This is a genomic window from Kitasatospora acidiphila (assembly GCF_006636205.1).
Taxonomy (GTDB): Bacteria; Actinomycetota; Actinomycetes; order Streptomycetales; family Streptomycetaceae; genus Kitasatospora; species Kitasatospora acidiphila.
Genome location: NZ_VIGB01000003.1, coordinates 7,630,898 through 7,651,312 on the forward strand (window position 1 = coordinate 7,630,898; position 20,415 = coordinate 7,651,312).

Annotated in this window: 23 protein-coding genes and 1 pseudogene; 10 read left to right on the forward strand and 14 right to left on the reverse strand. The window is 72.9% G+C overall.

All coding sequences use genetic code 11. From position 1 onward, the window contains the following. Positions 1-13: 13 nt before the first annotated feature. From E6W39_RS35990 to E6W39_RS36005, 4 genes are read right to left on the reverse strand one after another with little or no spacing between them, the layout of a single operon-like run. Positions 14-1,006, reverse strand: a complete 993-nt coding sequence (locus tag E6W39_RS35990) for an ABC transporter substrate-binding protein (RefSeq protein ID WP_141637026.1) — start codon at positions 1,004-1,006, stop codon at positions 14-16. Positions 1,007-1,033: 27 nt separating this feature from the next. After that, a complete protein-coding gene (locus E6W39_RS35995; protein ID WP_141637027.1) occupies positions 1,034-1,825 on the reverse strand; it encodes an ABC transporter ATP-binding protein in 792 nt (263 codons plus the stop codon). Then, the gene (locus E6W39_RS36000) at positions 1,822-2,808 is read right to left on the reverse strand and encodes a FecCD family ABC transporter permease (RefSeq protein ID WP_141637028.1); all 987 of its coding nucleotides are present in this window, start codon (positions 2,806-2,808) and stop codon (positions 1,822-1,824) included. The genes E6W39_RS35995 and E6W39_RS36000 overlap by 4 nt, the downstream gene beginning before the upstream one ends. Beyond that, complete coding sequence (locus E6W39_RS36005; RefSeq protein WP_228718772.1) at positions 2,805-3,833, reverse strand: FecCD family ABC transporter permease; 1,029 nt, start codon at positions 3,831-3,833, stop codon at positions 2,805-2,807. The genes E6W39_RS36000 and E6W39_RS36005 overlap by 4 nt, the downstream gene beginning before the upstream one ends. A 534-nt stretch (positions 3,834-4,367) precedes the next feature. On the opposite strand from E6W39_RS36005, the gene E6W39_RS36010 reads away from it, so the two are divergent. Further along, positions 4,368-4,685, forward strand: a complete 318-nt coding sequence (locus E6W39_RS36010) for a (2Fe-2S)-binding protein (protein ID WP_141637029.1) — start codon at positions 4,368-4,370, stop codon at positions 4,683-4,685. On the opposite strand, the gene E6W39_RS36015 is transcribed toward E6W39_RS36010, so the two are convergent. Both E6W39_RS36015 and E6W39_RS36020 read right to left on the reverse strand, forming a co-directional pair. Continuing rightward, positions 4,675-5,445, reverse strand: coding sequence for a helical backbone metal receptor (locus E6W39_RS36015; RefSeq protein WP_228718551.1), 771 nt, complete (start codon positions 5,443-5,445; stop codon positions 4,675-4,677). The genes E6W39_RS36010 and E6W39_RS36015 overlap by 11 nt on opposite strands. Positions 5,446-5,449: 4 nt before the next feature. Further along, the gene (locus tag E6W39_RS36020; RefSeq protein ID WP_141637030.1) at positions 5,450-6,199 is read right to left on the reverse strand and encodes a (2Fe-2S)-binding protein; all 750 of its coding nucleotides are present in this window, start codon (positions 6,197-6,199) and stop codon (positions 5,450-5,452) included. 91 nt (positions 6,200-6,290) lie between these two features. On the opposite strand from E6W39_RS36020, the gene ku reads away from it, so the two are divergent. After that, positions 6,291-7,328 carry a non-homologous end joining protein Ku gene (gene ku, locus E6W39_RS36025; protein ID WP_141637031.1) on the forward strand — a complete coding sequence of 346 codons (1,038 nt, stop codon included), beginning with the start codon at positions 6,291-6,293 and terminating at the stop codon, positions 7,326-7,328. Positions 7,329-7,410: 82 nt separating this feature from the next. Here ku and ligD read toward each other — a convergent pair whose 3' ends face one another. Further along, positions 7,411-8,307 carry a non-homologous end-joining DNA ligase gene (gene ligD, locus E6W39_RS36030; RefSeq protein WP_141637032.1) on the reverse strand — a complete coding sequence of 299 codons (897 nt, stop codon included), beginning with the start codon at positions 8,305-8,307 and terminating at the stop codon, positions 7,411-7,413. Between the two features lie 78 nt (positions 8,308-8,385). On the opposite strand from ligD, the gene E6W39_RS36035 reads away from it, so the two are divergent. Continuing rightward, positions 8,386-9,438 (forward strand): PHP domain-containing protein, encoded by a 1,053-nt coding sequence (locus E6W39_RS36035; protein WP_141637033.1) that lies wholly within the window; start codon positions 8,386-8,388, stop codon positions 9,436-9,438. Positions 9,439-9,503: 65 nt separating this feature from the next. Here E6W39_RS36035 and E6W39_RS36040 read toward each other — a convergent pair whose 3' ends face one another. Continuing rightward, positions 9,504-10,481: a hypothetical protein gene (locus tag E6W39_RS36040; RefSeq protein ID WP_141637034.1), complete on the reverse strand. Its 978-nt coding sequence runs from the start codon at positions 10,479-10,481 to the stop codon at positions 9,504-9,506. Positions 10,482-10,953: 472 nt separating this feature from the next. On the opposite strand from E6W39_RS36040, the gene E6W39_RS36045 reads away from it, so the two are divergent. After that, positions 10,954-11,376 carry a DUF4259 domain-containing protein gene (locus tag E6W39_RS36045; protein WP_141637035.1) on the forward strand — a complete coding sequence of 141 codons (423 nt, stop codon included), beginning with the start codon at positions 10,954-10,956 and terminating at the stop codon, positions 11,374-11,376. Between the two features lie 62 nt (positions 11,377-11,438). On the opposite strand, the gene E6W39_RS36050 is transcribed toward E6W39_RS36045, so the two are convergent. Then, complete coding sequence (locus E6W39_RS36050) at positions 11,439-12,026, reverse strand: maleylpyruvate isomerase N-terminal domain-containing protein (protein WP_228718552.1); 588 nt, start codon at positions 12,024-12,026, stop codon at positions 11,439-11,441. Beyond that, a complete protein-coding gene (locus tag E6W39_RS36055; protein WP_141637036.1) occupies positions 12,020-12,658 on the reverse strand; it encodes a TetR/AcrR family transcriptional regulator in 639 nt (212 codons plus the stop codon). The genes E6W39_RS36050 and E6W39_RS36055 overlap by 7 nt, the downstream gene beginning before the upstream one ends. A 135-nt stretch (positions 12,659-12,793) precedes the next feature. Here E6W39_RS36055 and E6W39_RS36060 point away from each other — a divergent pair, with 135 nt between their 5' ends. Beyond that, complete coding sequence (locus tag E6W39_RS36060) at positions 12,794-13,912, forward strand: Gfo/Idh/MocA family protein (protein WP_141637037.1); 1,119 nt, start codon at positions 12,794-12,796, stop codon at positions 13,910-13,912. A 99-nt stretch (positions 13,913-14,011) separates the two neighbouring features. Then, positions 14,012-14,875: a GNAT family N-acetyltransferase gene (locus E6W39_RS36065; RefSeq protein WP_141637038.1), complete on the forward strand. Its 864-nt coding sequence runs from the start codon at positions 14,012-14,014 to the stop codon at positions 14,873-14,875. 14 nt (positions 14,876-14,889) lie between these two features. On the opposite strand, the gene E6W39_RS36070 is transcribed toward E6W39_RS36065, so the two are convergent. Continuing rightward, complete coding sequence (locus E6W39_RS36070; RefSeq protein ID WP_141637039.1) at positions 14,890-15,567, reverse strand: alpha/beta fold hydrolase; 678 nt, start codon at positions 15,565-15,567, stop codon at positions 14,890-14,892. Positions 15,568-15,764: 197 nt separating this feature from the next. Here E6W39_RS36070 and E6W39_RS36075 point away from each other — a divergent pair, with 197 nt between their 5' ends. Beyond that, positions 15,765-16,028, forward strand: coding sequence for an SGM_3592 family protein (locus tag E6W39_RS36075; RefSeq protein WP_141637040.1), 264 nt, complete (start codon positions 15,765-15,767; stop codon positions 16,026-16,028). Positions 16,029-16,085: 57 nt separating this feature from the next. Then, on the forward strand, positions 16,086-16,511 hold the full coding sequence (locus E6W39_RS36080; RefSeq protein WP_141637041.1) for a (2Fe-2S) ferredoxin domain-containing protein: 426 nt from the start codon (positions 16,086-16,088) through the stop codon (positions 16,509-16,511). Positions 16,512-16,602: 91 nt separating this feature from the next. Here E6W39_RS36080 and E6W39_RS36085 read toward each other — a convergent pair. From E6W39_RS36085 to E6W39_RS42335, 3 genes and pseudogenes are all read right to left on the reverse strand, one after another. Further along, positions 16,603-17,777 (reverse strand): annotated as a pseudogene (locus tag E6W39_RS36085) (globin domain-containing protein). A 150-nt stretch (positions 17,778-17,927) separates the two neighbouring features. Then, entirely contained in the window at positions 17,928-18,368 is a 441-nt protein-coding gene (locus E6W39_RS36090; RefSeq protein ID WP_141637042.1) for an RrF2 family transcriptional regulator, read from the reverse strand. Positions 18,369-18,556: 188 nt separating this feature from the next. Then, the gene (locus E6W39_RS42335; RefSeq protein WP_228718554.1) at positions 18,557-18,826 is read right to left on the reverse strand and encodes a hypothetical protein; all 270 of its coding nucleotides are present in this window, start codon (positions 18,824-18,826) and stop codon (positions 18,557-18,559) included. 318 nt (positions 18,827-19,144) lie between these two features. Between E6W39_RS42335 and E6W39_RS42340 the strand changes: the two genes are divergently transcribed. Together E6W39_RS42340 and E6W39_RS36100 are read left to right on the forward strand one after the other, a co-directional pair. After that, the gene (locus tag E6W39_RS42340; RefSeq protein ID WP_228718555.1) at positions 19,145-19,468 is read left to right on the forward strand and encodes a hypothetical protein; all 324 of its coding nucleotides are present in this window, start codon (positions 19,145-19,147) and stop codon (positions 19,466-19,468) included. A 133-nt stretch (positions 19,469-19,601) separates the two neighbouring features. Next, positions 19,602-20,402, forward strand: coding sequence for a DUF4389 domain-containing protein (locus E6W39_RS36100; RefSeq protein ID WP_228718556.1), 801 nt, complete (start codon positions 19,602-19,604; stop codon positions 20,400-20,402). The last annotated feature ends 13 nt before the right edge of the window (positions 20,403-20,415 follow it).

Here is a 20,415-nt window from a genome sequence, read left to right on the forward strand (position 1 = left end):
GCACTTCGGACAGTCACTTGGGGACGTCGACGCCGGCGGCCTTGGCGATGTCGTTCAGCATCTGGTCGGCGGCCTGGATGCCGATGCCGGACATCCAGGTCTCGTCCGGGACGTTGAAGACCTTGCCGTTCTTGACGGCGTTGAGGCTCTGCCACACCGGCGTGGACTGCACCTGGCTCTGCTGGGTCTTGGTCGGGTCGTCGGCCACGGTGACGAACACCAGGTCGGCGTCGGCCTTGTCGATCTGCTCCGGACTGACGTCCAGCATCGAGGAGTTGACGTCCTGGGAGGCCGGGCGGCGCAGGCCGACGTCCTGGAGCACGGTGCCGCTGAACGAGTCCTTCTGGTAGAGCCGGGTCGGGCCGGCCACGAACCGCACCACGGAGGCGGTCGGCATGGTGCCGCCGTTCTTCGCCTTGATCTCTTCGCCCAGCCTCGCGGCCCGCGCCTGGTAGTCGGCCAGCGCCTGCCGGGCCGCGTCCTCCTTGCCGAGCGCCTTGGCGTAGAGCGTCAGATTGTCCTTCCAGGGGGCGCCGGTGGTCTGGGCGAAGACCGTGGGGGCGATCGCGTTGAGCTTGTCGAAGACCTTCTCGTGGCGGACCTTGGAGGAGAGGATCAGATCGGGCTTGAGCGAGGCGATCAGCTCCAGGTTGGGCTCGGCCATCGGGCCGACGTCCTTGGTGCCGCCCAACTCGCCCTTCAGATAGGAGGGAAAGCCGCCGGCGGTCTTCATGTGCGGGGAGACGGCGCCGACCGGGGTGAGGCCGAGCAGCGTCGCATCGTCCAACTCGCCGCTGTCCAGCACCACGACGCGCTGCGGCCGGCTCTTGATCTCGGCGGTGCCCATCGCGTGCTGGACGCTGCGGGGGAAGCTCGCGGCGGCGTCGTTCCCGACGGCGGAGGCAGCGCCGGTGGTCGGCTTGGCGCCGCCGCTGCTGCCGCAGCCGGCGAGCAGGGCGGTGCCGACCGCGGCGGCGAGCAGAACGGCGGGGAGGCGCTTGTGCATGAGTGCTTCTTCCTTGTGGGGGATCGGTCAGAGAGCCCGGCGGGCTCGGGGGACGACCAGCGGGGTGCCGGTCTCGGGGTCGGTGACGACTTGGCAGGGCACCTCGAAGACCCGCTCCACCAGCTCGGCGTCCAGCACCTCGCCGGGCGGTCCGGCGGCGGCCAGCCGGCCCTGGTGCAGGACGACCAGGTGGTCGGCGTAGCGGGCGGCCTGGCCGAGGTCGTGCAGCACCATGACGACGGTGCGGCCGAGTTCGCGGTGCAGGTCGGCCACCAGGTCGAGGACGTCCAGTTGGTGGCGCAGGTCCAGGAAGGTGGTGGGCTCGTCCAGCAGCAGCAGTTCGGTGTCCTGGGCCAGGGTGAGCGCGATCCAGGCGCGCTGCCGCTGGCCGCCGGAGAGCCGGTCCACCGGCTGGTCGCGCAGTTCGGCGGTGCCGGTGCGGTGCAGCGCGCGCTCCACGGCCTGCTGGTCGGCGGCCGACCACGGGTTGAGCAGCCGCTGGTGCGGATAGCGTCCGAGCCGCACCAGGCCCTCCACGGTGATCGCCTCGGGGGTGACGGGCTGCTGCGGCAGCAGGCCGAGCCGCTTGGCCAGCGTGCGGGCGGGCATCCGGTGCAGGTCGGCGCCGTCCAGGGTGACCGTGCCCGCGGTCGGGTCGAGCAGCCGGGCCAGGCCGCGCAGCAGCGTCGACTTGCCGCAGGCGTTGGGGCCGACCACGGCGGTGATCGAGCCGCCGGGCAGGGCCAGGTCCAGGCCGTCGACCACGATTCGTTCGCCGTATCGCAGGGTCAGTCGGCTGGTCGCCAGTTCGTTTCTCAACGCGCGCTCCGGGTTTGACGGATCATCAGGACGAGCAGCCAAGGGGCGCCCAGGGTGGCGGTGGCCGCGCCGACCGGCAGGCCCTGGACGGGCAGCAGATGCAGCACCACCACATCGGCGCCGAGCAGCAGCAGCGCACCGGTGAGCGCGCTCAGCAGCACGGTGCCGGGAGTCGGCGGTCCGGCCAGCAGCCGCACCAGGTGCGGCACGGCCAGCGCCACGAACCCGACCGGGCCGCTGAGCGCCGCCGCCAGCGAGGCCAATGCGATGGACAGCAGTAGGAGTTGGAGCCTGGCACGGTCCGGGCGCAGGCCCAGGCCGCCGGCCGACTCGTCGCCGAGGTCCAGCACCGCGACCCGCCGGTCCAGCAGCAGCACCGCGACCAGCAGCACGGCGACCGCGGCGCCGCCCACCTGGATCTCGGTCCAGGTGCGGCCGTACAGCGAGCCGGTGGTCCACTGCAGTGCGGAGGAAGCGAGTTCGGCCGGAAAGCGGACGATCATCAGGTTGACCGCCGCCGCCAGCCCGGCCTGCACCGCGAGCCCGACCAGCACCAGCCGGCCGACCGCAGCCCGGGACCGCCAGGCGAATGCGCCGAGCAGCCCGGCGGCCGCCAGTCCGCCGCCCAACGCGGCCAGTGGCACCAGGAGTTGGGAGGCTCCCAGGGCGAGCAGCAGCACCGCGCCGAAGGAGGCGCCACCGGTCACCCCGATCACATCGGGCGAGGCCAGCGGATTGCGGAACAGCCGCTGCAGCAACTGGCCGGAGACCGCCAGCGCGGCACCGGCGATCAGCGCCGCCAGCACCCGGGGCGCCCGGAACTCCCGCACCACCAGCACATCGCCGCCCTGGCCGAAGCCGAACAGCGCACGCAGCGCGGTGCCGGGCGACATGGCGACCTCGCCCAGGCTGAGCGCGGTGGCGGTGACGGCCAGCAGCAGCACCAGTGCGGTCAGGCAGCAGGCCGCTGTGCGGCGGTTCACCGGGCGGCCCGCCGGGCCAGTACAGCCAGCAGCGGTGCGCCGAGGAACGCGGTGACGATGCCGACCTCCAACTCCGAGGGGCGGGCCACCAGTCGGCCCAGCACATCGGCGGCCAGCAGCAGGACCGGTCCGGCGACGGCGCAGCCGGGCACCAGCCACCGCTGGTCGCCGCCGAGCAGCAGCCGGACCAGGTGCGGCGCGGCGAGCCCGACGAAGGCGATCGGCCCGGCGATGGCGACCGCGCCGGCGGCCAGCAGCACCACGGCCAGTGCGGCGGCGGTCCGGATCCGCGCCACCGGCACACCGAGTGCCTGCGCACTCTCCTCGCCGAGTGCGAGCGCGTTGAGCGCGGGCGCCACGGCCACCGCCAGCACCAATCCGACCAGCAGCAGCGGCCAGACAGGGGTGAGGACTTCGAGCCCGCGCCCGTCGAGCGAGCCGGCCAGCCAGAACCGCGCCTCGTCCAGGGTGCGGCGGCGGAGGAGCATCAGCGCGGAGGTCCAGGAGGCGAGCACCGCGGTCAGCACGGTGCCGCCGAGCGCGAGCCGGGTGGGATCCAGCTCGCCGGCCCGCCGGGCCATGGCCTGCGCCGCCAGCCCGGCCAGGCCCGCGCCGGCCACCGCGAACCAGACGTACTCCACCGGCCGGGTGAGCTGCAGCGCGTAGATCGCGGTGACCACCGCGAAGCTCGCGCCGGCGTTGACGCCGAGTGTGGTCGGCGAGGCCAGCGGATTGCGGGTGACGCCCTGGGCGACGGCCCCGGCCACCCCGAGCGCGGCGCCGACCACCAGGCCGAGCACCGTGCGCGGCAGCCGAAGGCCCGTCACCACCTGGGCGTCGGACCCGCTTCCGGCGTGGTGGCCGAGCAGCGCGTCGACGACGGTCGACAGCGGGACGGCGCGCGATCCCAGGGCCAGGCTCAGGGCCACGCAGACCAGCAGCAGGCAGATCCCGAGGCCGAGCAGCAAGGTCTGCCGGGCCGCCGGGGATCGCCGCGCCGGGGCCGCGGTGGCCGGCAGTTCGATTCTCAGCACGTGATCGATCTTAGGTTAGGCAAACCTAAGTCCGTCAAATCACCTTCGGCGGCTACGGTGCGTCAGTGTAAGGTGAGGCTAACCTTAATTCGATGGACGATGGGAGGGGTGGTGCCCGGTGCTCTCCGGCGTGTACCAGCAGCTGGCGGCCTGTGCTCCGGCGTGGCGGATGCGGGTGCTGAGCGGGCCTCAGACGGCGCCCGGGCCGGGCTGGGTGCGGGCCGACGGCTTCGCGGCGCGGATCGACGAGCTGGTCGCGGGGGAGGCGGCCCGGATCCTGGCCGACCACGGCCGCGCGGTGCCCGCCCGGGTGGCCGCCTCCCGGCTGCTGCACCACTACCTCTGGTCGGCCTGCCTGCTGGCCGGCGGGCCGTGGTACCTGGCCGACCTGGTGCCCGAGCTGCACCCCGGCCAGGTGTGGCTGCACCCGGCCACCGGTGACCTCGCCTTCCGCCCGGGGGCTGTCGGACCGACGGCTCGCCGGACCGACTGCGCGACACCATCGGCGAGTTCGCCGAACCGGCGGTGGCCGCCTTCCAGGCCGTCACCCGTCGCGGCCCGCGCGCCCTGTGGGGCATGGTGGCGGACGACCTGGTCTCCGGCATCTGGTACCTGGGCCGGATGCTCGACCGCGAGGAGCACGCCGCCGCGCGGGCGGCCGAGCTGCTGCCCGGCGGCACGGCCCCGCTGCACGGCCCGGCGGGCTTCCGCCGGTTGCCGGCCGGGGAGTTGACCAGGACCCGAGCCGGCTGCTGCATGTACTACGCGATCCGCCCCGCGGAGGCCTGCCTGACCTGCCCGCGCGTCGGCGACGCGGAACGGAGCCGGCGGCTCACCGCCTGAGTTGTTCCCCCAGCACGGTCGGGGCCTCCAACAACGACGGCCCGTACCAGGTGAGATGGCGCCCGCTCAGCAGCGCGGCCGGGATGCCGGGGAAAGCCTCCGGACCGTCGTTGGCCGTGAACCGGTACGGCTCGTCCGGCAGCACCACCAACTCCGGCTCGACCGCCAGCAGTTCGGGCAGCTTGATGGCCGGGTAGCGGTCCGGGTGCGCCTCGTACGCATTCCGCACCCCGAGCCGCCGCAGCAGATCGCCCGCGAAGGTGTCGCGGCCGAGCACCATCCACGGCCGCCGCCAGATCGGCACCACCGCCCGGCGCGCCGGACCGGTCGGTGGCGGCAGCTGTGCCCAGGCCCGCTCCGCCCGCGCCAGCCAGGCCGGCCGCGGCAGCCCGCAGGCCGCGGTGAGCAGGCGGTCCAGCGAGCGGAACGCCTGGTCGAGTGAGCGCACCTCGGTGACATGGACCGGCACCCCCGCCGCCCGCAGCGCGGCCAGGTCGGGCGCCCGGTTCTCCTCCTCATTGGCGATCACCAGATCCGGCCGCAGCGCCTGAACCGCCGCCAGATCCGGATTCTTGGTGCCACCGATCCGCGCGACCTCCAGGCCCACCGGGTGACTGCACCAGTCGGTGGCGCCGACCAGCAGGCCGGGCGCGGTCACGGCCACCGCCTCGGTGAGGGAGGGCACCAGCGACACCACCCGCCGCACGGGGCCGCGCAGCGGGACGGGGTGGCCGAGGTCATCGATGAGGGAAGCGGTCACCGGGTCAGCGTATGGGACGAGACGTTCCCGGCACCCCCGCAGCGGGGCTGACGGCGCTCCCGGGCGCGCGGTCGAAGACGCAGTCACCGCACAGGCCGCCGCCCGGGATCCGGTAGTAGAGGCAGCAGCTGTTCCGCCGCAGCGAATCGCCCCGCAGGGTCCCGAGCAGCGGCTCGCGCGCCAGCAGCTCGCCGGCCACGGCGGCCACCCGGCGATGGTCGGGCGCGGGAAGCTGCCGGCGCATCTGCCGCACCGTGCCGACCAGTGCGGACGCCGCGTTGCCCGCGAGCAGCCCGTCCGCGACGGGGGCGACCGCCTGCACGGCGGTGGCCAGCGGCGCGAGCGCACCGGCGACCGCGGCCCGGTGCACGTCCTCGGCGGGTGCGGGGCCGGCCGGCTGCGCGGCCGAGCCCGGCAGCCACAGCTCCAGCGGACCGTCCGCCGGCTGCCGCCAGTGCACCCGCTCCGCATCGAACTCCGGCACCAGCCCGCCGACCGCCAGCATGCCCAGCGTGACCGACCAGAAGCGGGCGGCGAGCCCCAGATGGGTGATTGACGCGGCCACCCGCGGCTCCGCCGTGCGCAGCTTCCCGGCGACCTCCCCGATCCGCACCGCCAGCGGCGCGCCCGGCCCGGTCGCGAAGAGCGCACCCAGCGGCCGGTACCCGTCCGGCGGGACGGGACCGGTCTCGACGGCGAAGTAGGGGCCGAGGGCGCGGACGCCGCGGAGCACGGCGGCGGAGTCGGTGGTCATGGGGTCATGTCTACCGGACCTCGGTGGGCACCAGTGCACACCGGGGAGCACCATGGGAAGCCGAAGGGGGTGCCGAGGGAGGTAGGCGGCGATGGCCAGACCGATCTGGACGGGCACGCTCAGCTTCGGGCTGGTCGCGGTGCCGGTGGGGCTCTACTCGGCCACCGAGGACCATGCCGTGCACTTCCGGCAGCTCCAGCGCGGCACCTCCGACCGGGTGCGCAACCAGCGGGTCAACGAGCGCACCGGCGAGGAGGTCGGCTTCCGCGACATCGTCAAGGGCTACGAGCTGGCCGAGGGCGAGTACGTGGTGGTGGAGCCGGAGGAACTGGAGCAGATCTCGCCCGGACGGTCCAAGTCGCTCGACATCAGCGGCTTCGTCGACCTGGGCCAGATCGACCCGATCTACTTCGACAAGACGTACTACCTCGGGCCGCGCGGCGCCGAGTACGCCAAGGTGTACGGGCTGCTGCACCGGGCGCTCGCCGAGACCAACCGGGCCGGGCTCGCCAGCTTCGTGATGCGCGGCAAGCAGTACCTGGCGGCGGTCCGGGTGGAGGGCGACGTGCTGGTGCTGCAGACCATGCACTACGCGGACGAGGTGCGCGATCCGCACCGCGAGATCGACAACCTGCCGGACCAGCCGGTGACGCCCTCGGAGAAGGAACTGGCGGTGGCCTGCCAGCTGATCGACGCGCTCAGCACCGACTGGGAGCCGGACTCCTACCACGACAGCTACACCGCCCAGGTCCGCGAACTGGTGGAGGCCAAGCTCGAAGGCAAGGAGGTGGTGGTCGCCGAGCCGGCGCCGGAGTCGACCAATGTGGTGGACCTGATGGCAGTGCTGGAGCGCAGCCTCAAGCAGGCCGGGGAGAGCGGCGGCCAGCAGGAGGAACCGAAGGCGGCCGGCAAGAAGGCCTCGGGGCAGAAGGCGGCCGCGCCCGCGCAGCAGGCCGAGGAGCCGCCCGCCGAAGCGGCGGGCGATCTGACGCAGCTGAGCAAGGCCGAGCTCTATCGGCTGGCGACCGAGCGCGAGGTGCCGGGCCGTTCGTCGATGACCCGGGACCAGCTGCTGGCCGCGCTGGGCGAGCAGGCGCCGAAGAAGCGCAGGCTGCGCGCGGTGTCGTAACCGCGTCGGTCGACACCGCGCCCGGTCGATACCGTGTGCGGTTGACGCAACGCCGAGCCCGGTCGAGCAGCCGGGCCGCAGGTCAGCCGGGCAGCGTGCCGGCCGCGCCCGGGTCGGTGAGCGCGGCATGCGGATCGCCGCGGTCGGCGACGAGTTCGGCCACGGCGCCGGGCGTGAACGCCAGGTCTTCCGCACGGCGGCAGGCGGCCAACTCCGGCCAGTCGAGCGGCGCCGAGACGGCCGGCTCCGGCCGGGCCCGCAGCGAGTAGACGGCGGCCGTGTTCTTGGCACTGCTGTTCTGCGACCAGTCCACGAAGACCCGCCCGGGCCGCAGCTGCTTGGCCATCTGGTCGACCACCAGATCCGGCAGCGCCCGTCGCAGCCTCCTGGCCAACTCCCGTGCGTACTCGGAGACTTGCTCGGCAGGCGTGTTGACCAGCGCCACCGTCAGGTGCAGGCCCTTGCTGCCGGTGGTCTTCGGGAAGGCCGTCAGGCCGTCCGCCGCCAGCAGCTCACGCGCGGTGAGCGCCACCACGCAGCACTCCAGCAGCCCGGCGCCCTCGCCCGGATCCAGGTCGATGATCAGCCGGTCGTGGCTGTCGGGCTGCTCCCGCCACTGCGGCACGTGGATCTCCAGGCAGCCCAGGTTGGCGGCCCAGAGCAGCGTCGGCAGGTCGCCCACCACCACCTGCGGCATGGTCTCCTGACGGTGCGTCACTGCCAGTCTCGGCACCCAGGCGGGCGAGCCGGGCGGCACCCGCTTGGCCCAGAACTGCTGGCCGGTGACCCCCTCCGGCAGCCGCAGGAAGCTGGCCGGCCGCCCCGCCAGGTGCGGCAGCATGGCCGGTGCCACCCGGGTGTAGTAGTGCAGCATCGCGGCCTTGGTGAAACCGCTGCCGGGGTAGAGGACGCGGTCCAGGTGGGTCAGGCGCAGTCGGCGGCCCGCCACCTCGGTGACCGTCGCCGTCGGATCGGTCATGGCACCGATAGTGGCAGGCCGCCCGCTCCGGCGCCCGCTGGACGCGCGGTGGCGTGGCCGCTGTCGGACGATGGGGGCATGGATCCTGTCGAGGCCCTGGAGCGGATCGCCTTCCTGCTGGAGCGGGAGCAGGCCTCCACGTACCGGGTTCAGGCGTTCCGCAACGCCGCCGACGTGGTGCGCAACCGGTCCGAGCTGCCCCGGACGGCCGCCGGGCTGGCCGCGCTGCCGGGAGTCGGCCCGGTGACCGCCGCGGTGATCGCCGAGGCACTGGCCGGGCAGACCCCGGAGTACCTGGCCGAGGCCGAGGCGCGGGCCGACGAGGCACTGCCGCCGCTCACCGGGGCGGCCGCCGAGCTGCGGGCCGCGTTGCGCGGCGACTGCCATCTGCACTCGAGCTGGTCGGACGGCGGCAGCCCGATTGAGGTGATGGCCCGCACCGCAAAGGAGTTGGGCCATGACTGGGCTGTGCTGACCGACCACTCGCCGCGCCTGACCGTGGCCAGCGGGCTGAGCCCGGAGCGGCTGCGCGAGCAACTGCACGTGGTCGCCGAGGTGAACCGGCAGCTGGCGCCGTTCCGGCTGCTCACCGGGATCGAGTGCGACATCCTGGAGGACGGCTCGCTGGACCAGGAGGACGAGCTGCTGGCCGAGTTGGACGTGGTGGTGGCCTCGGCCCACTCCAAGCTGCGGATGGCCTCGGTGCCGATGACCCGCCGGCTGCTGGCCGCGGTGCGCAATCCGCTGGTCGATGTGCTGGGCCACTGCACCGGACGGCTGCTCGGCCCGGAGCGGGGCGGTGGGCGCAGTGTGCGGGGCGGTGGCAAGGGGCGGCCCGAGTCGAGCTTCGACGCGGCGCAGGTGTTCGCCGCCTGTGTCGAGCACGGCACCGCCGTGGAGATCAACTCCCGTCCGGAGCGCCTGGATCCGCCGATGCGCCTGCTGCGCGAGGCGGAACAGGCCGGCTGCCTCTTCGCCTTGGACACCGACGCCCATGCGCCGGGCCAACTCGCCTGGCAGGACTACGGTTGCGAGCGGGCCGCCGAGGCCGGCGTGCCGGCGGCGCGGGTGATCACCACCTGGACGGTGGATCGGCTGCTGGACTGGACTCGTGACCAACAGGACCGGTGACGGGCGTGGTCCCCGCAGGACGGGCCTGCGGGGACCGGGTTCTGACTAAACGTCAGAGTGGTGGATCAGGAGGACATCGCGCAGCCGCCGGCGTTGTTGCTCCAGGTGGGCTGCATCGCGAAGTCGCCGGTGGGCAGCGAGATGTTGCCCAGGTTCTGCCAGGCGCACAGGTCGCCGTTCTCCGAGCCGTCGGAGGCCACCCAGCCGCTGGACGGCTCCGGGTCGGTCAGCGACTCGGCGTACTCGTGGCCGCCGACGATGCTGAAGCCGTCCAGCTGGTTGCCGACCGAGTTGGCGCCGCAGCTGGAGCCCGCGTCGAGCACGTACGGCATGTTGGTGTAGGAGACGTTGCCGTTCCAGTCGTGCCAGGCGCAGAAGCCGCTGTTCGGGAAGCCATCGGGCGAGGTGCCGCTCGGGCTCATCACCACGATCTGCACGTCGGAGCCGGAGACGCCGAAGTGCTGGGCGCCGACGTTGGCTTCGGCGGCGATGTCCGCCTGGGCGGCCGAGGCGGGCGCGGCGCCCGAGTCGTCGACCCACGTGCCGCCGAGCACGGCGCCGTTGAAGCTCGGGCCGGAGCCGGTGTTGTCGGTGTACTGCGAGGTCACGGTGGACCAGGTGTCCTGCGAGGTGCCCAGGCCGCTGAACAGGTTGGTCTGGTACTGCTGGACGCCGTTGCCGTCACTGTCCCACTGGTTACCCCAGAAGACGAGGTAAACGGTGACGTTGTGCTCCACCGGACCGCCGTTGTAGGCCAGGGTGCCCGAGGCGGCCGGGGCGGCGGACTTGCCGGTGAGGCCCTTGGCGTTGAAGCCCTTGGCGCCCTTCATCGGGATGACGCCGTGGCGGCCGTGGGTCTGGACCTGCATCTCCTGGCCGTGCGTGCGCACGGTGTGCACGCCGGCGTCGACGCCGGCCGGGGCGGGCGAGGCGGTGCTGGTGGTGGCACCGCCGATCAGGCCGGCCACGGCGAGTGCGGCCACGGCGGCGGTGCGGCGCAGGCGGCGGGAGGTGGGGGTTCGGTGTTCGCGCAAGTCGCGCATCCCGGGGCTCCTTGGTGATTGGTGTGGGGGCCAATTGGGGCCGCGCAGTCTGGGGTGCCCCGGCCGCGAGCCGGGGGCGGTCCGTCGAGGTCGTCGGCGGGGACTGCGCGGGTGCTGGGCGTGCACCGGTGGCGCCGGGTGCGGCGACAAGTCGGTGCGCACTAGCGGGATTTCACGGGTGGTCCGGTGCCGCTGGGGCCGGCGGTTGGGGGTGCCGGGATTGCGTCCGGGCCGGTTGACCGGTGCTCATCAAACAACATCGGGGTACTCCCAGCAATACTTCAGGAAGTCTCAGTTGGCAGATTTGGCGAACTGTTGACTGGCTTGACCAGTCATTGGGGGACTGGCGGGGCGGACCGAGGTGTTCGAATTCTCCGGGTGCGCGATGTGCGACGTGAACCCGTTCTGACCAGTCGAACTGTCAGTGGCGCGTGGCAGTCTGAGGGCGGTGTTTCGAACAGTGGGAGGAAGCATGGGGACGTGGGACGTCGGCTCGTTCGACAATGACGCGGCGGCCGACTTCGCCGGTGAGCTGGATGAGGCCGTCGAGGGTGCGCGCGCCGAGCTGGTGCGGGCGGCGCTGCGTGCGGTGCTTACCGAAGACGGCTACCTGGAGGGCGATTCCGGTGAGCGGGCGGTGGCCGCCGCGGCGCTGGTCGCCGCATACTGCCCGGGTGGCGAACCGGTGAACCCTGTGTACGGTCCGCGAAGGCCGGTGCCGGGACTGGGCGGTGAGCTGCCCGCGCTGGCCGCGGCGGCCCTGGAGCGGGTGGTCGCGGCAGGCTCCGAACTGGCCGAGCTGTGGGACGAGTCGGGGGAGGGTGAGCGCTGGCGAGGGCGGATCGCCGCACTGCGAGCGGTGCTGGCGACCGACCCCCGATCCGGTGGAGCCTGACGGTTCGCTGAACACCGTTGGCCTGCCGGTGCGTTGACGACGCACCGGCAGGCCGGTGGCGCTCACTGCGGCAGTGCGGCCTTCCAGACCCAGGAGGTGGGCGGCTGATGGCCCGGCAGGTCGCCGCGGCCGGTCTGCCAGAGCAGCACCTCGCTCGGCTCGCCGGCCGGCGAGCCCGGGAAGAGCCGGGCCAGCACCCTGGCGCTCGCCTCGGTCGGCGGACGCCAGTCGAGCCCCAGGCCCTGCGCGATGTCATGGGTGTGCAGCAGCGTTTCCGCGGTGCCCATCGCGGCGAACCCGCTCGGGTCGGTCGGCCCCCAGTGCCAGGCCCGCAGGTTCGGGTCCGCCGCGTCCAGCGCGGTGCTCAGCAACCGTCCGGCGGCACTGATCAGCTGCAGCAGCTGGTCGGGTCGGGCGGTCGGCTGCGCCTGGTAGTCGACGGGCAGATAGCCGTCCGGCGCGCCCGTGGCGACCTGGCCGGCGTAGGCGAGCAGGTCGTGGGCGATGTGGGCGGCGGTCTCCCGGCAGCTCCAGGTCAGCCCACCCGCCGGCACCGTCCAGTCGGCGCCGGTGTGCGGGGTCAGCAACCCGACCGTCTCGCGAACCGCGCGGTCGACGTCCCGGGCGTTCATCGGGGTGTCGGTCAGCATGGCGCCTGCCCGGGGAGGGTGGTGGTGGGGGCGGGGGTGCGCAGGCCGTCGAGGAGGACGCCCAGGGTGCGCCGCCACTGGTCCTCGGTGGCCCGCAGGCCCAGGGTGTTCCGGCCGGTGGCGATCGAGGCGAGCAGGAACGGGACGTCCTGCCAGGCCACGTCGGACCGCATCACGCCCGCCTCCTGGGTGCGTTCGACCAGCAGCCGGAACCGCTCGCGAAGCGCTGCCAGGGTGGCGTCGAGGCCCTCTCCGCAGGCGCCGCCGAGCGCCTCGCCGATTCCGCAACTCTCGCTCCGCAGCCCGACATAGGCGGCCGCGAACTCGCTCAGGCCCTGCCATGGGTCCGGGTGCGCCAGTGCTCGGTCGGCGGCCTGGATGATCTCGCCGAGCACCTCGTCCAGCACCGACAGCAGCAGCGTCTCGCGGGACGGGATGCGGCGGTAGAAGGTGCCGACTCCGACTCCGGCGCGGGCGGCGATCTCATGGGCGCTGGCGTCCACGCCGGTCTCGGCGATCGCCATCCGGGCGGCGGTGACCAGTCGTTCGACGTTCCGGCGTGCGTCGGCACGGGGCTGACGACCCGTCGGGTCGATCAGCAGCCGGTCCACGGCACTCATGGGCGTGTCCATGCGGCGAGTCTATCGGGTGAGCCGGATAACTGGACCAAAGCTGTCCGTTTCGCTAGGCTCCCCATGGAAGCGGACAGGACCTGTCCGTTTAGCTGATGGACATATGAACACAGGGCGAGGGGCGGGGCTGTGAGCATGAGTGAGAAGCGGATCCGGGTGGGCATCATCGGGGTCAACACGGAGCTGGGGTGGGCCAAGCGGGCGCACATCCCGGCGCTGCGATCGCTGCCGGACTACGAGATCACGGCGGTCGGCACCAGCCGGATCGAGAGCGCCCGCGCGGCGGCCGACTACTTCGGGGTGGCGCACGCCTTCGCCGACGCCCGGCAGCTCGCCGAGCACCCCGAGGTCGACCTGGTCGCCGTCACGGTCAAGGTGCCCCACCATCTGGAGCTGGTGCAGGCCGCGTTGGCGGCGGGCAAGCACGTCTACTGCGAGTGGCCGCTGGCCCGCACCACCGAGGAGGCCGAGGTGCTGGCCTCGGCCGCCGAGGCGGCCGGCGTCCACCATGCGATCGGACTGCAGACCCGCTACGTGCCCGCGGTGCTGCGGGCGCGCGAGCTGATCGAGGAGGGGTACCTGGGCGAGCTCACCTCGGTCACCGCCTACTCCGGCCGCGCCAAGGGTGCGGGCGACCGGATGCCCGAGTGGGCCGTCTACACCCTGGACCGCACCAACGGTGCCGGCACCCTGGAGGTGGCGGGCGGTCACACGCTGGACGCAGTGCAGCACCTGACCGGCGAACTGGCTCGAGTGCAAGCCCAGTTGGCCGTGCGCCGGACTTCCTACCTGGTGGGCGAGACGAGCGAGCGGGTGCCGGTGACCAGCCCCGACCAGGTGCTGCTCGGCGGGACGCTGCCCGGCGGTGCGGTGGTCTCCGCGCACATCCATGACGGCAAGGTCGCCGGAGCCGGAACCCGAGTGGAACTCGCGGGGACCGAGGGGGTGTTGGTGCTGGAATCCACCGGACCGGCCGGCCCCTCCGGCATCCAGATGGGCGAACTGCGGCTGCTCGGCTCACGCACGATCGGCGGTGAGCTCGCCGAACTCCCATTGCCCACAAGGCTGTTCGCGGTCGGCGCGGCGGAATCCGGGCTGGAGGGCTTCCATGTGGCACAGCTCTACGCCCGGTTGGCAGCCGATCTGCGCAGCGGCGAGCGGACGGTGCCGGACTTCACGGACGGGCTGCGCCTGCACCGACTGCTGGACGCGGTGCGGCGGTCGGACGCCACCGGGCAGCGGCAGCGACTCTGACGGTTCAGGTGGGTCGGACGGAAAGGAGTTGCGCTCGGGGAGGGCCTGCCGTTGGGTACCGCAGGACAGTCGTGCGTCACCCCACGCTCTGGAGCACTCTTGCGCATCACCGCCCTGACCGACCCCGACCGCTCGCCAACCAGCCACCGCCTGGCCTGGCTTGCCGAGGACGAGGCCGGCCACCCGCTGGGCTCGGCCTTCCTGCGGCTTCCCACCGCTGCGGGCAGGGACCACCTGGGCGAGCTGACGTTGGCCGTGCACCCCGCCGATCGCCGGGCGGGTGTCGGATCCGCCTTGCTGGCGCAGGTGGTGGCGGCGGCCGGGGCCGAGCAGCGGCGCTGCGTCATCGCCCAGGTCGAGGAGGGCTCACCCGGCGACGCCTTCCTGGCGGACCGCGGGTTCGGGCGGGCGGCGACTCTGGAGTACGCGCGCCTGGCGCTGGACTCGGAGTCGCCGACCGTGGTCCACGGGCCCGCCGACTACCAACTGCTGCACTGGGACGGCATGGTGTCGGACGAGCTGGCCGAGGCCTTCGTGGCCGCGCGCTCGGCGATGGACGACATGCCGATCGGCGAGGCCGACTTCGGCCGGGTGGTCTGGGACGTGCCCCGGATGCGGGCGGCCGCCGACGCGGTCGCGGCCCGCGGCGAACTGCTCTGCACCATGGCGGCCGTCGAGACGGCGAGCGGCGAGTTCGTCGGGTTCACCGAGCTGGTGCTGGCCGGTGACGGCACCGGCGACGCCCAGCACTACGGCACGGCGGTGCGGCCCGAGCACCGGGGTCGCGGGATCGCGCGCTGGCTGAAGGCGGCCCAGATCGAGACGGTGCGTGCGGAGTTCCCCCGGCTGGCCGGCCTGTTGACCGACACCGCCGAGGAGAACGCCGCGATGCGCCGGGTGAACGCCGCCCTCGGATACCGGACCACCCACCGGACGCATCTGTACCAGCTGGACCCGTCCTAGCGCCCGCTGCTCGATCAACTCACCTGGGCGAGAAGGAGCTTCACCAGGTAGTCGGGCGCGTCGCGGATGATGTCGTGCCCGATCGGCAGTGACTCCACCGTCCAGCTCGGGTCCTGGCGCAGCCGCTCGTAGGTGGCCAGGAACGGGCTGCCCTCGAACCCGCTGGAGTGCACATAGGTACGGTGCTTCACCTGCTCGTGCGCACCGGTCAGCCGGATCCGCTGCAGCTTGGTGGCCAGCGGGTGGGAGGTGACCCGGGCGTCCTTGGCGGTGAGGAACGCCGGGGGAACCATCGCGAAGCCGTTGCCGGCCGCAGCCGCCAGCGTTGGCTGCTGCCAGTCGGCCGGGAGGATGTCGAGCTCCGACTCGCCGTCGCGCGGGGCGAACGAGTCCAGGTAGACCAGCGACGCGATCCGCTCCGGCCGGCGGTCGGCCGCCCCGGTGATCGGCATCCCGCCGTAGCTGTGGCCGACCAGGACCGCGTCCTCGATCTCCTCGTTGTCGAGCACCTGGACGATGTCCTCGATGTGGGTGGACAGATTGATGGAGGCGTTCAGCAGGTGGTTGCGCTCGCCGACGCCGGTCAGGGTGAGCGCGTGCACGGTGTGGCCGTGCCCGCGCAGCTCCTCGGCGATCGGGCCGTACCACCAGCCGCCGTGGTAGGTGCCGGGGACGAGGACGAACGTGGCCATGGTGTGCTCCCTCGGTCGATCGGGTTCCGCGTTGCTCGTCATCCACTCTGGCCCAGCGTCAGATAGAAGTCCAAGATCTAGATCATCTGATCGGTATAACCATTCATTATCGAGAGGTGGGGCACTCGGTACGGCCCGATGCGCGTTGATCCTGGAGATGGAGAGCGTGGCGATGCCGGTCCCGGAGAGGTGCGCCGATGAGCAGTGCGGAGCCGCCCACCGAGGGCGAACCGGTCGGGGGCGAGTCGGGTGGGCCGGGTGAGCCAGGGGAGTGGGACGAGGTCGAGCTGGACGAGGCGTTCGTGCGCGCGGCCCCGGTGGTCGAGCCGTCCGGCCGGGCCCGGATGCTGGCCGCCCGCTGGCGCCGGGAGCCGCCCGAGCCGCAGCCGTGGCGCTCCGACCGGCCGCCGGCGGGCTGGTTCTGGAGCCGGGTGCGTCGGCGGCGCTGGTGGCGGGGGTGACCGGTGGCCGCTCGTCTAGACTCCCGGCGGGACATGGCGCGGAGCTTGGGCAGGGGCATGGGACGTCGGGACAAGGGCAAGGGCGCGGACAAGCGCACGGGCACGGCGGGCAGCGGTGCGCCGCGTTGCACGGTGACGGTCTGCCGGGGCTGTTGCTGCGGCACGCCGAAGGTGCCGGGCCTGGACCACGCGGCCCAGCTCACCGATCTGCGCACCTCGCTGGCGGGCGTGGCCCAGGTGCGGCCGGTGGGCTGCCTGGACGCCTGCGACCGCGCGAACGTGATCGTCATACAACCGTCGGGTGAGGGGCGGCGGGCCGGCGGCCGTCCGGTCTGGCTCGGCTTCGTCAACGACCCGGACGCCGCGCGGGACATCACCGCCTGGGTCGCGGCGGGCGGTCCGGGGCTGGTGGACCCGCCGGACATCCTGGAGCTCTACGCCTTCAGCCCGTCGCGCCGGATCCGCGAGTCGCTGGACGGCTGACCTGGCCACCGCCCCTCGCGCAACCACCCCTGGCACCAGGGGAGTTGGCGCCAGGGGCGGGCAGCGTGCGCCGGCCGCGCAGGCGGCGGGATCAGGCGCCGGCGAGCCAGAGGTCCGGGCCGAAGACCTCGTAGTGGATCGCCGCGGCGGGCAGCCCGGCGGCCAGCAGCTGGCTGCGGGAGGCGCGCAGGAAGGGCAGCGGGCCGCAGAGGTAGGCGGTGGCACCGGTGGGCAGGTCCAGCGTGCCGAGGTCGACCAGGCCGGTGCGGTCGGCCGGCCAGTCGCCCTCCGGGCTCTCGTACCAGACGTGGGCGGCGGCGTCGGGCAACTTGGCGGTCAGCTCGGCCAGATCGGTACGGAAGGCGTGCTCGGCGGGCGAACGGTCGGCGTGCACCGAGATCACCTGGCGCTGCGAACCGGTCGCCACCAGGTGGTCGAGTATGCCGATCATCGGCGTGCACCCGATCCCGGCGGAGACCAGCAGCACCGGAGCGTCGCTCCGCTCGTCCAGGAGGACGTCACCGAACGGCAGGCTGACCCGCAGCGCGCCGCCGACCTCGGCGGTGTCGTGCAGGAAACCGGAGACCTCGCCGTCGCGCTTGACCGTGAAGCGCAGCTCGCCGTCCGCGCGGCCGGACAGGCTGTACTGCCGGATCTGCCGTGCGCCGTCCGGGAGTTCGACCTGCACCGAGACGTACTGGCCCGGGCGCGTCGCGGGCAGCGCGGTGCCGTCGGCCGGGCGCACCCCGAAGGTCACCACCTGCGGCGTCTCGCTGCGCCGGGTCACCACCCGGTACTCCCGCCAGACCTCGCCCGCCGGTACGCCGGACTCCTGGTAGAGCCGGTTCTCGATGCTGATCAGCGCGTTGGCCATCAGCCAGTAGACCTCGTCCCAGGCGGCGGCGACCTCGGGGTGACCGCCTCGCCGAGCACCTCGACGATGGCGCCGAACAGGTGCTCCCGGACGATCGGGTAGTGCTCGGCGCCCACGCCCAGCGAGGCGTGCTTGTTGGCGATCCGGCTCAGCATCACGTCCGGGCGGGTGTCGGGGCGCTCCACCAGTGCCGAGGCGAACGCGGCGATCGAGCCCGCGAGCGCCTGCTGCTGGGCGCCGGAGGCCTGGTTGCCACGGTTGAACAGGTCGCGCTCGAGCTCCGGGTGGGCGGCGAAGAGGCGGCGGTAGAAGATCGTGGTGATCTCCCCGATGGCTCCGCCGACGACGGGCAGGGTGGCCCGAATGGTGGCCGTGGCGCTGGCAGACAGCATGTGGGGGCTCCAAATTGGTAGATCAGATTCGCATTTGACGCCATAGTCGGGCGCTGACAGGCATCGATGGGCGTCGACGGCATCGAGTGCGCGGGCGCGCTGACACCACCCCGGGCCGGACGGCACGGGATCAGCCGGGTTCAGGCGGGTTCAGCCGGTAGGGCGCGGACTCAGTGCGAGCAGCACCGGGCCGGTCGGCGGCGCCACCAGATCCTGGATGGAGAGTGGGTCCAGCGAGGCGTAGAACGCCTCCTGGGCACCGCGCAACGCTCCGCGCAGCCGGCAGGCGGCGCGCAGCGGGCACGGCGGGTCGTCCTCGCAGCCGACCGGATCGCCGACGCCCTCCAGGTCCCGCACCAACTGCCCGAGTGAGCCGGTCAGTCCTGCCTGGGTGAGTGACAGTCCGCCGCCGTTGCCGCGTCGGGCCGTCACCACCCCGAGGTGCTGAAGCCGGCTGACCACCTTGGCCGCGTGCGTGTACGGCACGTCGACGGCGGCGGCCACCTCTCTGGTGGTCGGATGCTGCTCCCGCAGAACCGCCAGACGCATGGCGATCCGCAGGGCGATGTCCGTTCCCTTGGTCAGTCGCACGGTTACACCGTAGCAATTGGTATCTGTGATGCGTATTAGGGGGTGGTGTGAACGGTGGTCGCTCGACTTCCCCCGATCGGGGGAGCGGGATCCCCGGGCCGGGGGAGGTGCCCCAGGGGGCGGCACTGCGAGCGTGGGCGCATGCGATCGACACGGCGAGTACTCGGCTGGGCACTGACCTACGCCCTCTACGGCTTGTTCTGCGCGGTGCGCGGGACACCGCTCTTCTGGCGCGGCCCGCACCCCGGACCGGCCGCGCTGGACTGGGCGGTGCTCGCGGTGGCCGCCGTGGCCGGGCTCGGCGCCCTCACCGCACGGCGCGGTGTGCTGCTCGCCGGTTGCGCGCTGGCCGCTGTGGGCGCCTTCGGGCTGCTGATGGAGGTGATCGTCCTGCTGACGGGGGAGCAGGTGGACAGCTGGCCGGCCGCCGGGCAGCAGGCGCTCGCTGCCGCCGGCACGCTGCTGCTCTGGCAGGCGGTCCGCGAGCACCGGCCCGCCGCGCCGACCCGCCTCAGTGGCTGGCTGACGTTGCGACGGCCCAGGCTGCTGGCGGCAGTTGGGACCGTCTGCTTCGTGCCCTACGTAGTGATGAAGCTGACCTGGGCCACCGGTGGCACCTTCGCGGGCGCCAGCGGCGCGGAGATGGTGGCGAGCGCCCGGCGCAACGGTGCGTCGGGGATCTGGCTCACCCTGGAGTCCTGGGGATTGGACGTCACGGCCCTGCTGGCCGCGCTCGGCGTGGTGCTGCTCTGGGCCTGGTCCGGCCCTGGGGTGAGGTGTTCCCGCGCTGGCTGCTCGGGCTGGCCGGTCGACGGGTGCCGCGCTGGCTGCCGCTCACCCCGGCGGTGCTCGGCGCCGCCACCCTGGCGCCGTACGGGGTGGTCGGCAGCGGGTACCTGCTGCTCACCATGGTCGGGGCGCTGCCCGCCACCGCCCCGGGTGACTTCCACACGGTGGACAACGCGCTGCTGGTCGGCTGGATCGGGATCGGTGCGTTCGGCGTCTACGGGGTGTCGCTCGCCCTGGCGGCTCGCGCGTACTGGCTGCGCACCCGCCGACCGGCGGGCCGCAGCTGGCGGCCGGTGGGCCGTAACCGCTGATCGCAGGTGCCCGACGTCCGTTCGGATGCCTGCGGATGCAGGGCGCGGCTGCTGCTGCGACGGTGGCTGGCAGGGCTCCGGTCGCGACCGGTAAGCCGCCAGCGGTGAGTCACGAGCGGTGAGGAGTGCGGCCATGGCAGAGGTGGCGGGCGGCTGGTCGATGCCGGTGGCGGCAGGGCCGCCGGAGTTCCTGCCGGTGCTGGACGTACCCGAGCCGGGGCGGCAGCGCCGGCTCACCGTCTTCCTCCGCTGGCTGATCCTGATCCCGCACCTCATCGTGGTCTGGGTGCTGTCGATCGCGGCGTTCCTCGCCGCCATCGTCGGCTGGTTCGCCGCCCTGCTCACCGCGCAGCTGCCCGCGCCGATCGCCCGCTACCTGTCCAACTTCCTCGGCTACGACACCCGGTTGACGGTCAGCCTGTTCCTGCTGATCGACCGCTACCCGCCGTTCTCGCTGCGCCAGCCGCCGGAGTATCCGGTGCGGTTCGAGGTGCGGCCGGGGCAGCTCAACCGGGCGGCGGTGTTCTTCCGGCTGATCCTGATGATCCCGGCCGCGATCATCAGCGGTCTCCTGGGCGCCGGCTGGCTCGTGCTGGCGTTCTTCATCTGGCTGTGGACGCTGATCACGGCCCGGCTCCCGCGACCGCTCTTCGAGGCCCAGGCCGCAATGGTCCGCTATCGGATGCGGTTCCTCGCGTACAGCCTGATGCTCACCTCGGCCTATCCCAAGCGGCTGTTCGGCGACCCGCCGACCGATGAGCCCCCGCAGTCGGCCACCCGGCCGCTGCTGGTCGGCATGGCGGGCAAGGTGCTGCTGGTGGTGTTCCTGGTCCTGGGGCTCGGCGCTGACCTCAGCAGCTCGGTCACCAGCTCCACCAGCTCCAACAACGACAACAACGGAACCATCAACACAGCACCGGATTACGGAAGCTGACGATCAATCACCT

Bases quoted from the DNA above. Each gene is read 5' to 3' on its own strand.
- E6W39_RS35990 (WP_141637026.1), bottom strand. From the start codon at position 1,006: ATGCACAAGCGCCTCCCCGCCGTTCTGCTCGCCGCCGCGGTCGGCACC.
- E6W39_RS36020 (WP_141637030.1), bottom strand. From the start codon at position 6,199: ATGACCACCGACTCCGCCGCCGTGCTCCGCGGCGTCCGCGCCCTCGGC.
- ku (WP_141637031.1), top strand. From the start codon at position 6,291: ATGGCCAGACCGATCTGGACGGGCACGCTCAGCTTCGGGCTGGTCGCG.
- ligD (WP_141637032.1), bottom strand. From the start codon at position 8,307: ATGACCGATCCGACGGCGACGGTCACCGAGGTGGCGGGCCGCCGACTG.
- E6W39_RS36035 (WP_141637033.1), top strand. From the start codon at position 8,386: ATGGATCCTGTCGAGGCCCTGGAGCGGATCGCCTTCCTGCTGGAGCGG.
- E6W39_RS36040 (WP_141637034.1), bottom strand. From the start codon at position 10,481: ATGCGCGACTTGCGCGAACACCGAACCCCCACCTCCCGCCGCCTGCGC.
- E6W39_RS36045 (WP_141637035.1), top strand. From the start codon at position 10,954: ATGGGGACGTGGGACGTCGGCTCGTTCGACAATGACGCGGCGGCCGAC.
- E6W39_RS36050 (WP_228718552.1), bottom strand. From the start codon at position 12,026: ATGCTGACCGACACCCCGATGAACGCCCGGGACGTCGACCGCGCGGTT.
- E6W39_RS36055 (WP_141637036.1), bottom strand. From the start codon at position 12,658: ATGGACACGCCCATGAGTGCCGTGGACCGGCTGCTGATCGACCCGACG.
- E6W39_RS36060 (WP_141637037.1), top strand. From the start codon at position 12,794: ATGAGTGAGAAGCGGATCCGGGTGGGCATCATCGGGGTCAACACGGAG.
- E6W39_RS36070 (WP_141637039.1), bottom strand. From the start codon at position 15,567: ATGGCCACGTTCGTCCTCGTCCCCGGCACCTACCACGGCGGCTGGTGG.
- E6W39_RS36075 (WP_141637040.1), top strand. From the start codon at position 15,765: ATGAGCAGTGCGGAGCCGCCCACCGAGGGCGAACCGGTCGGGGGCGAG.
- E6W39_RS36080 (WP_141637041.1), top strand. From the start codon at position 16,086: ATGGGACGTCGGGACAAGGGCAAGGGCGCGGACAAGCGCACGGGCACG.
- E6W39_RS36100 (WP_228718556.1), top strand. From the start codon at position 19,602: ATGGCAGAGGTGGCGGGCGGCTGGTCGATGCCGGTGGCGGCAGGGCCG.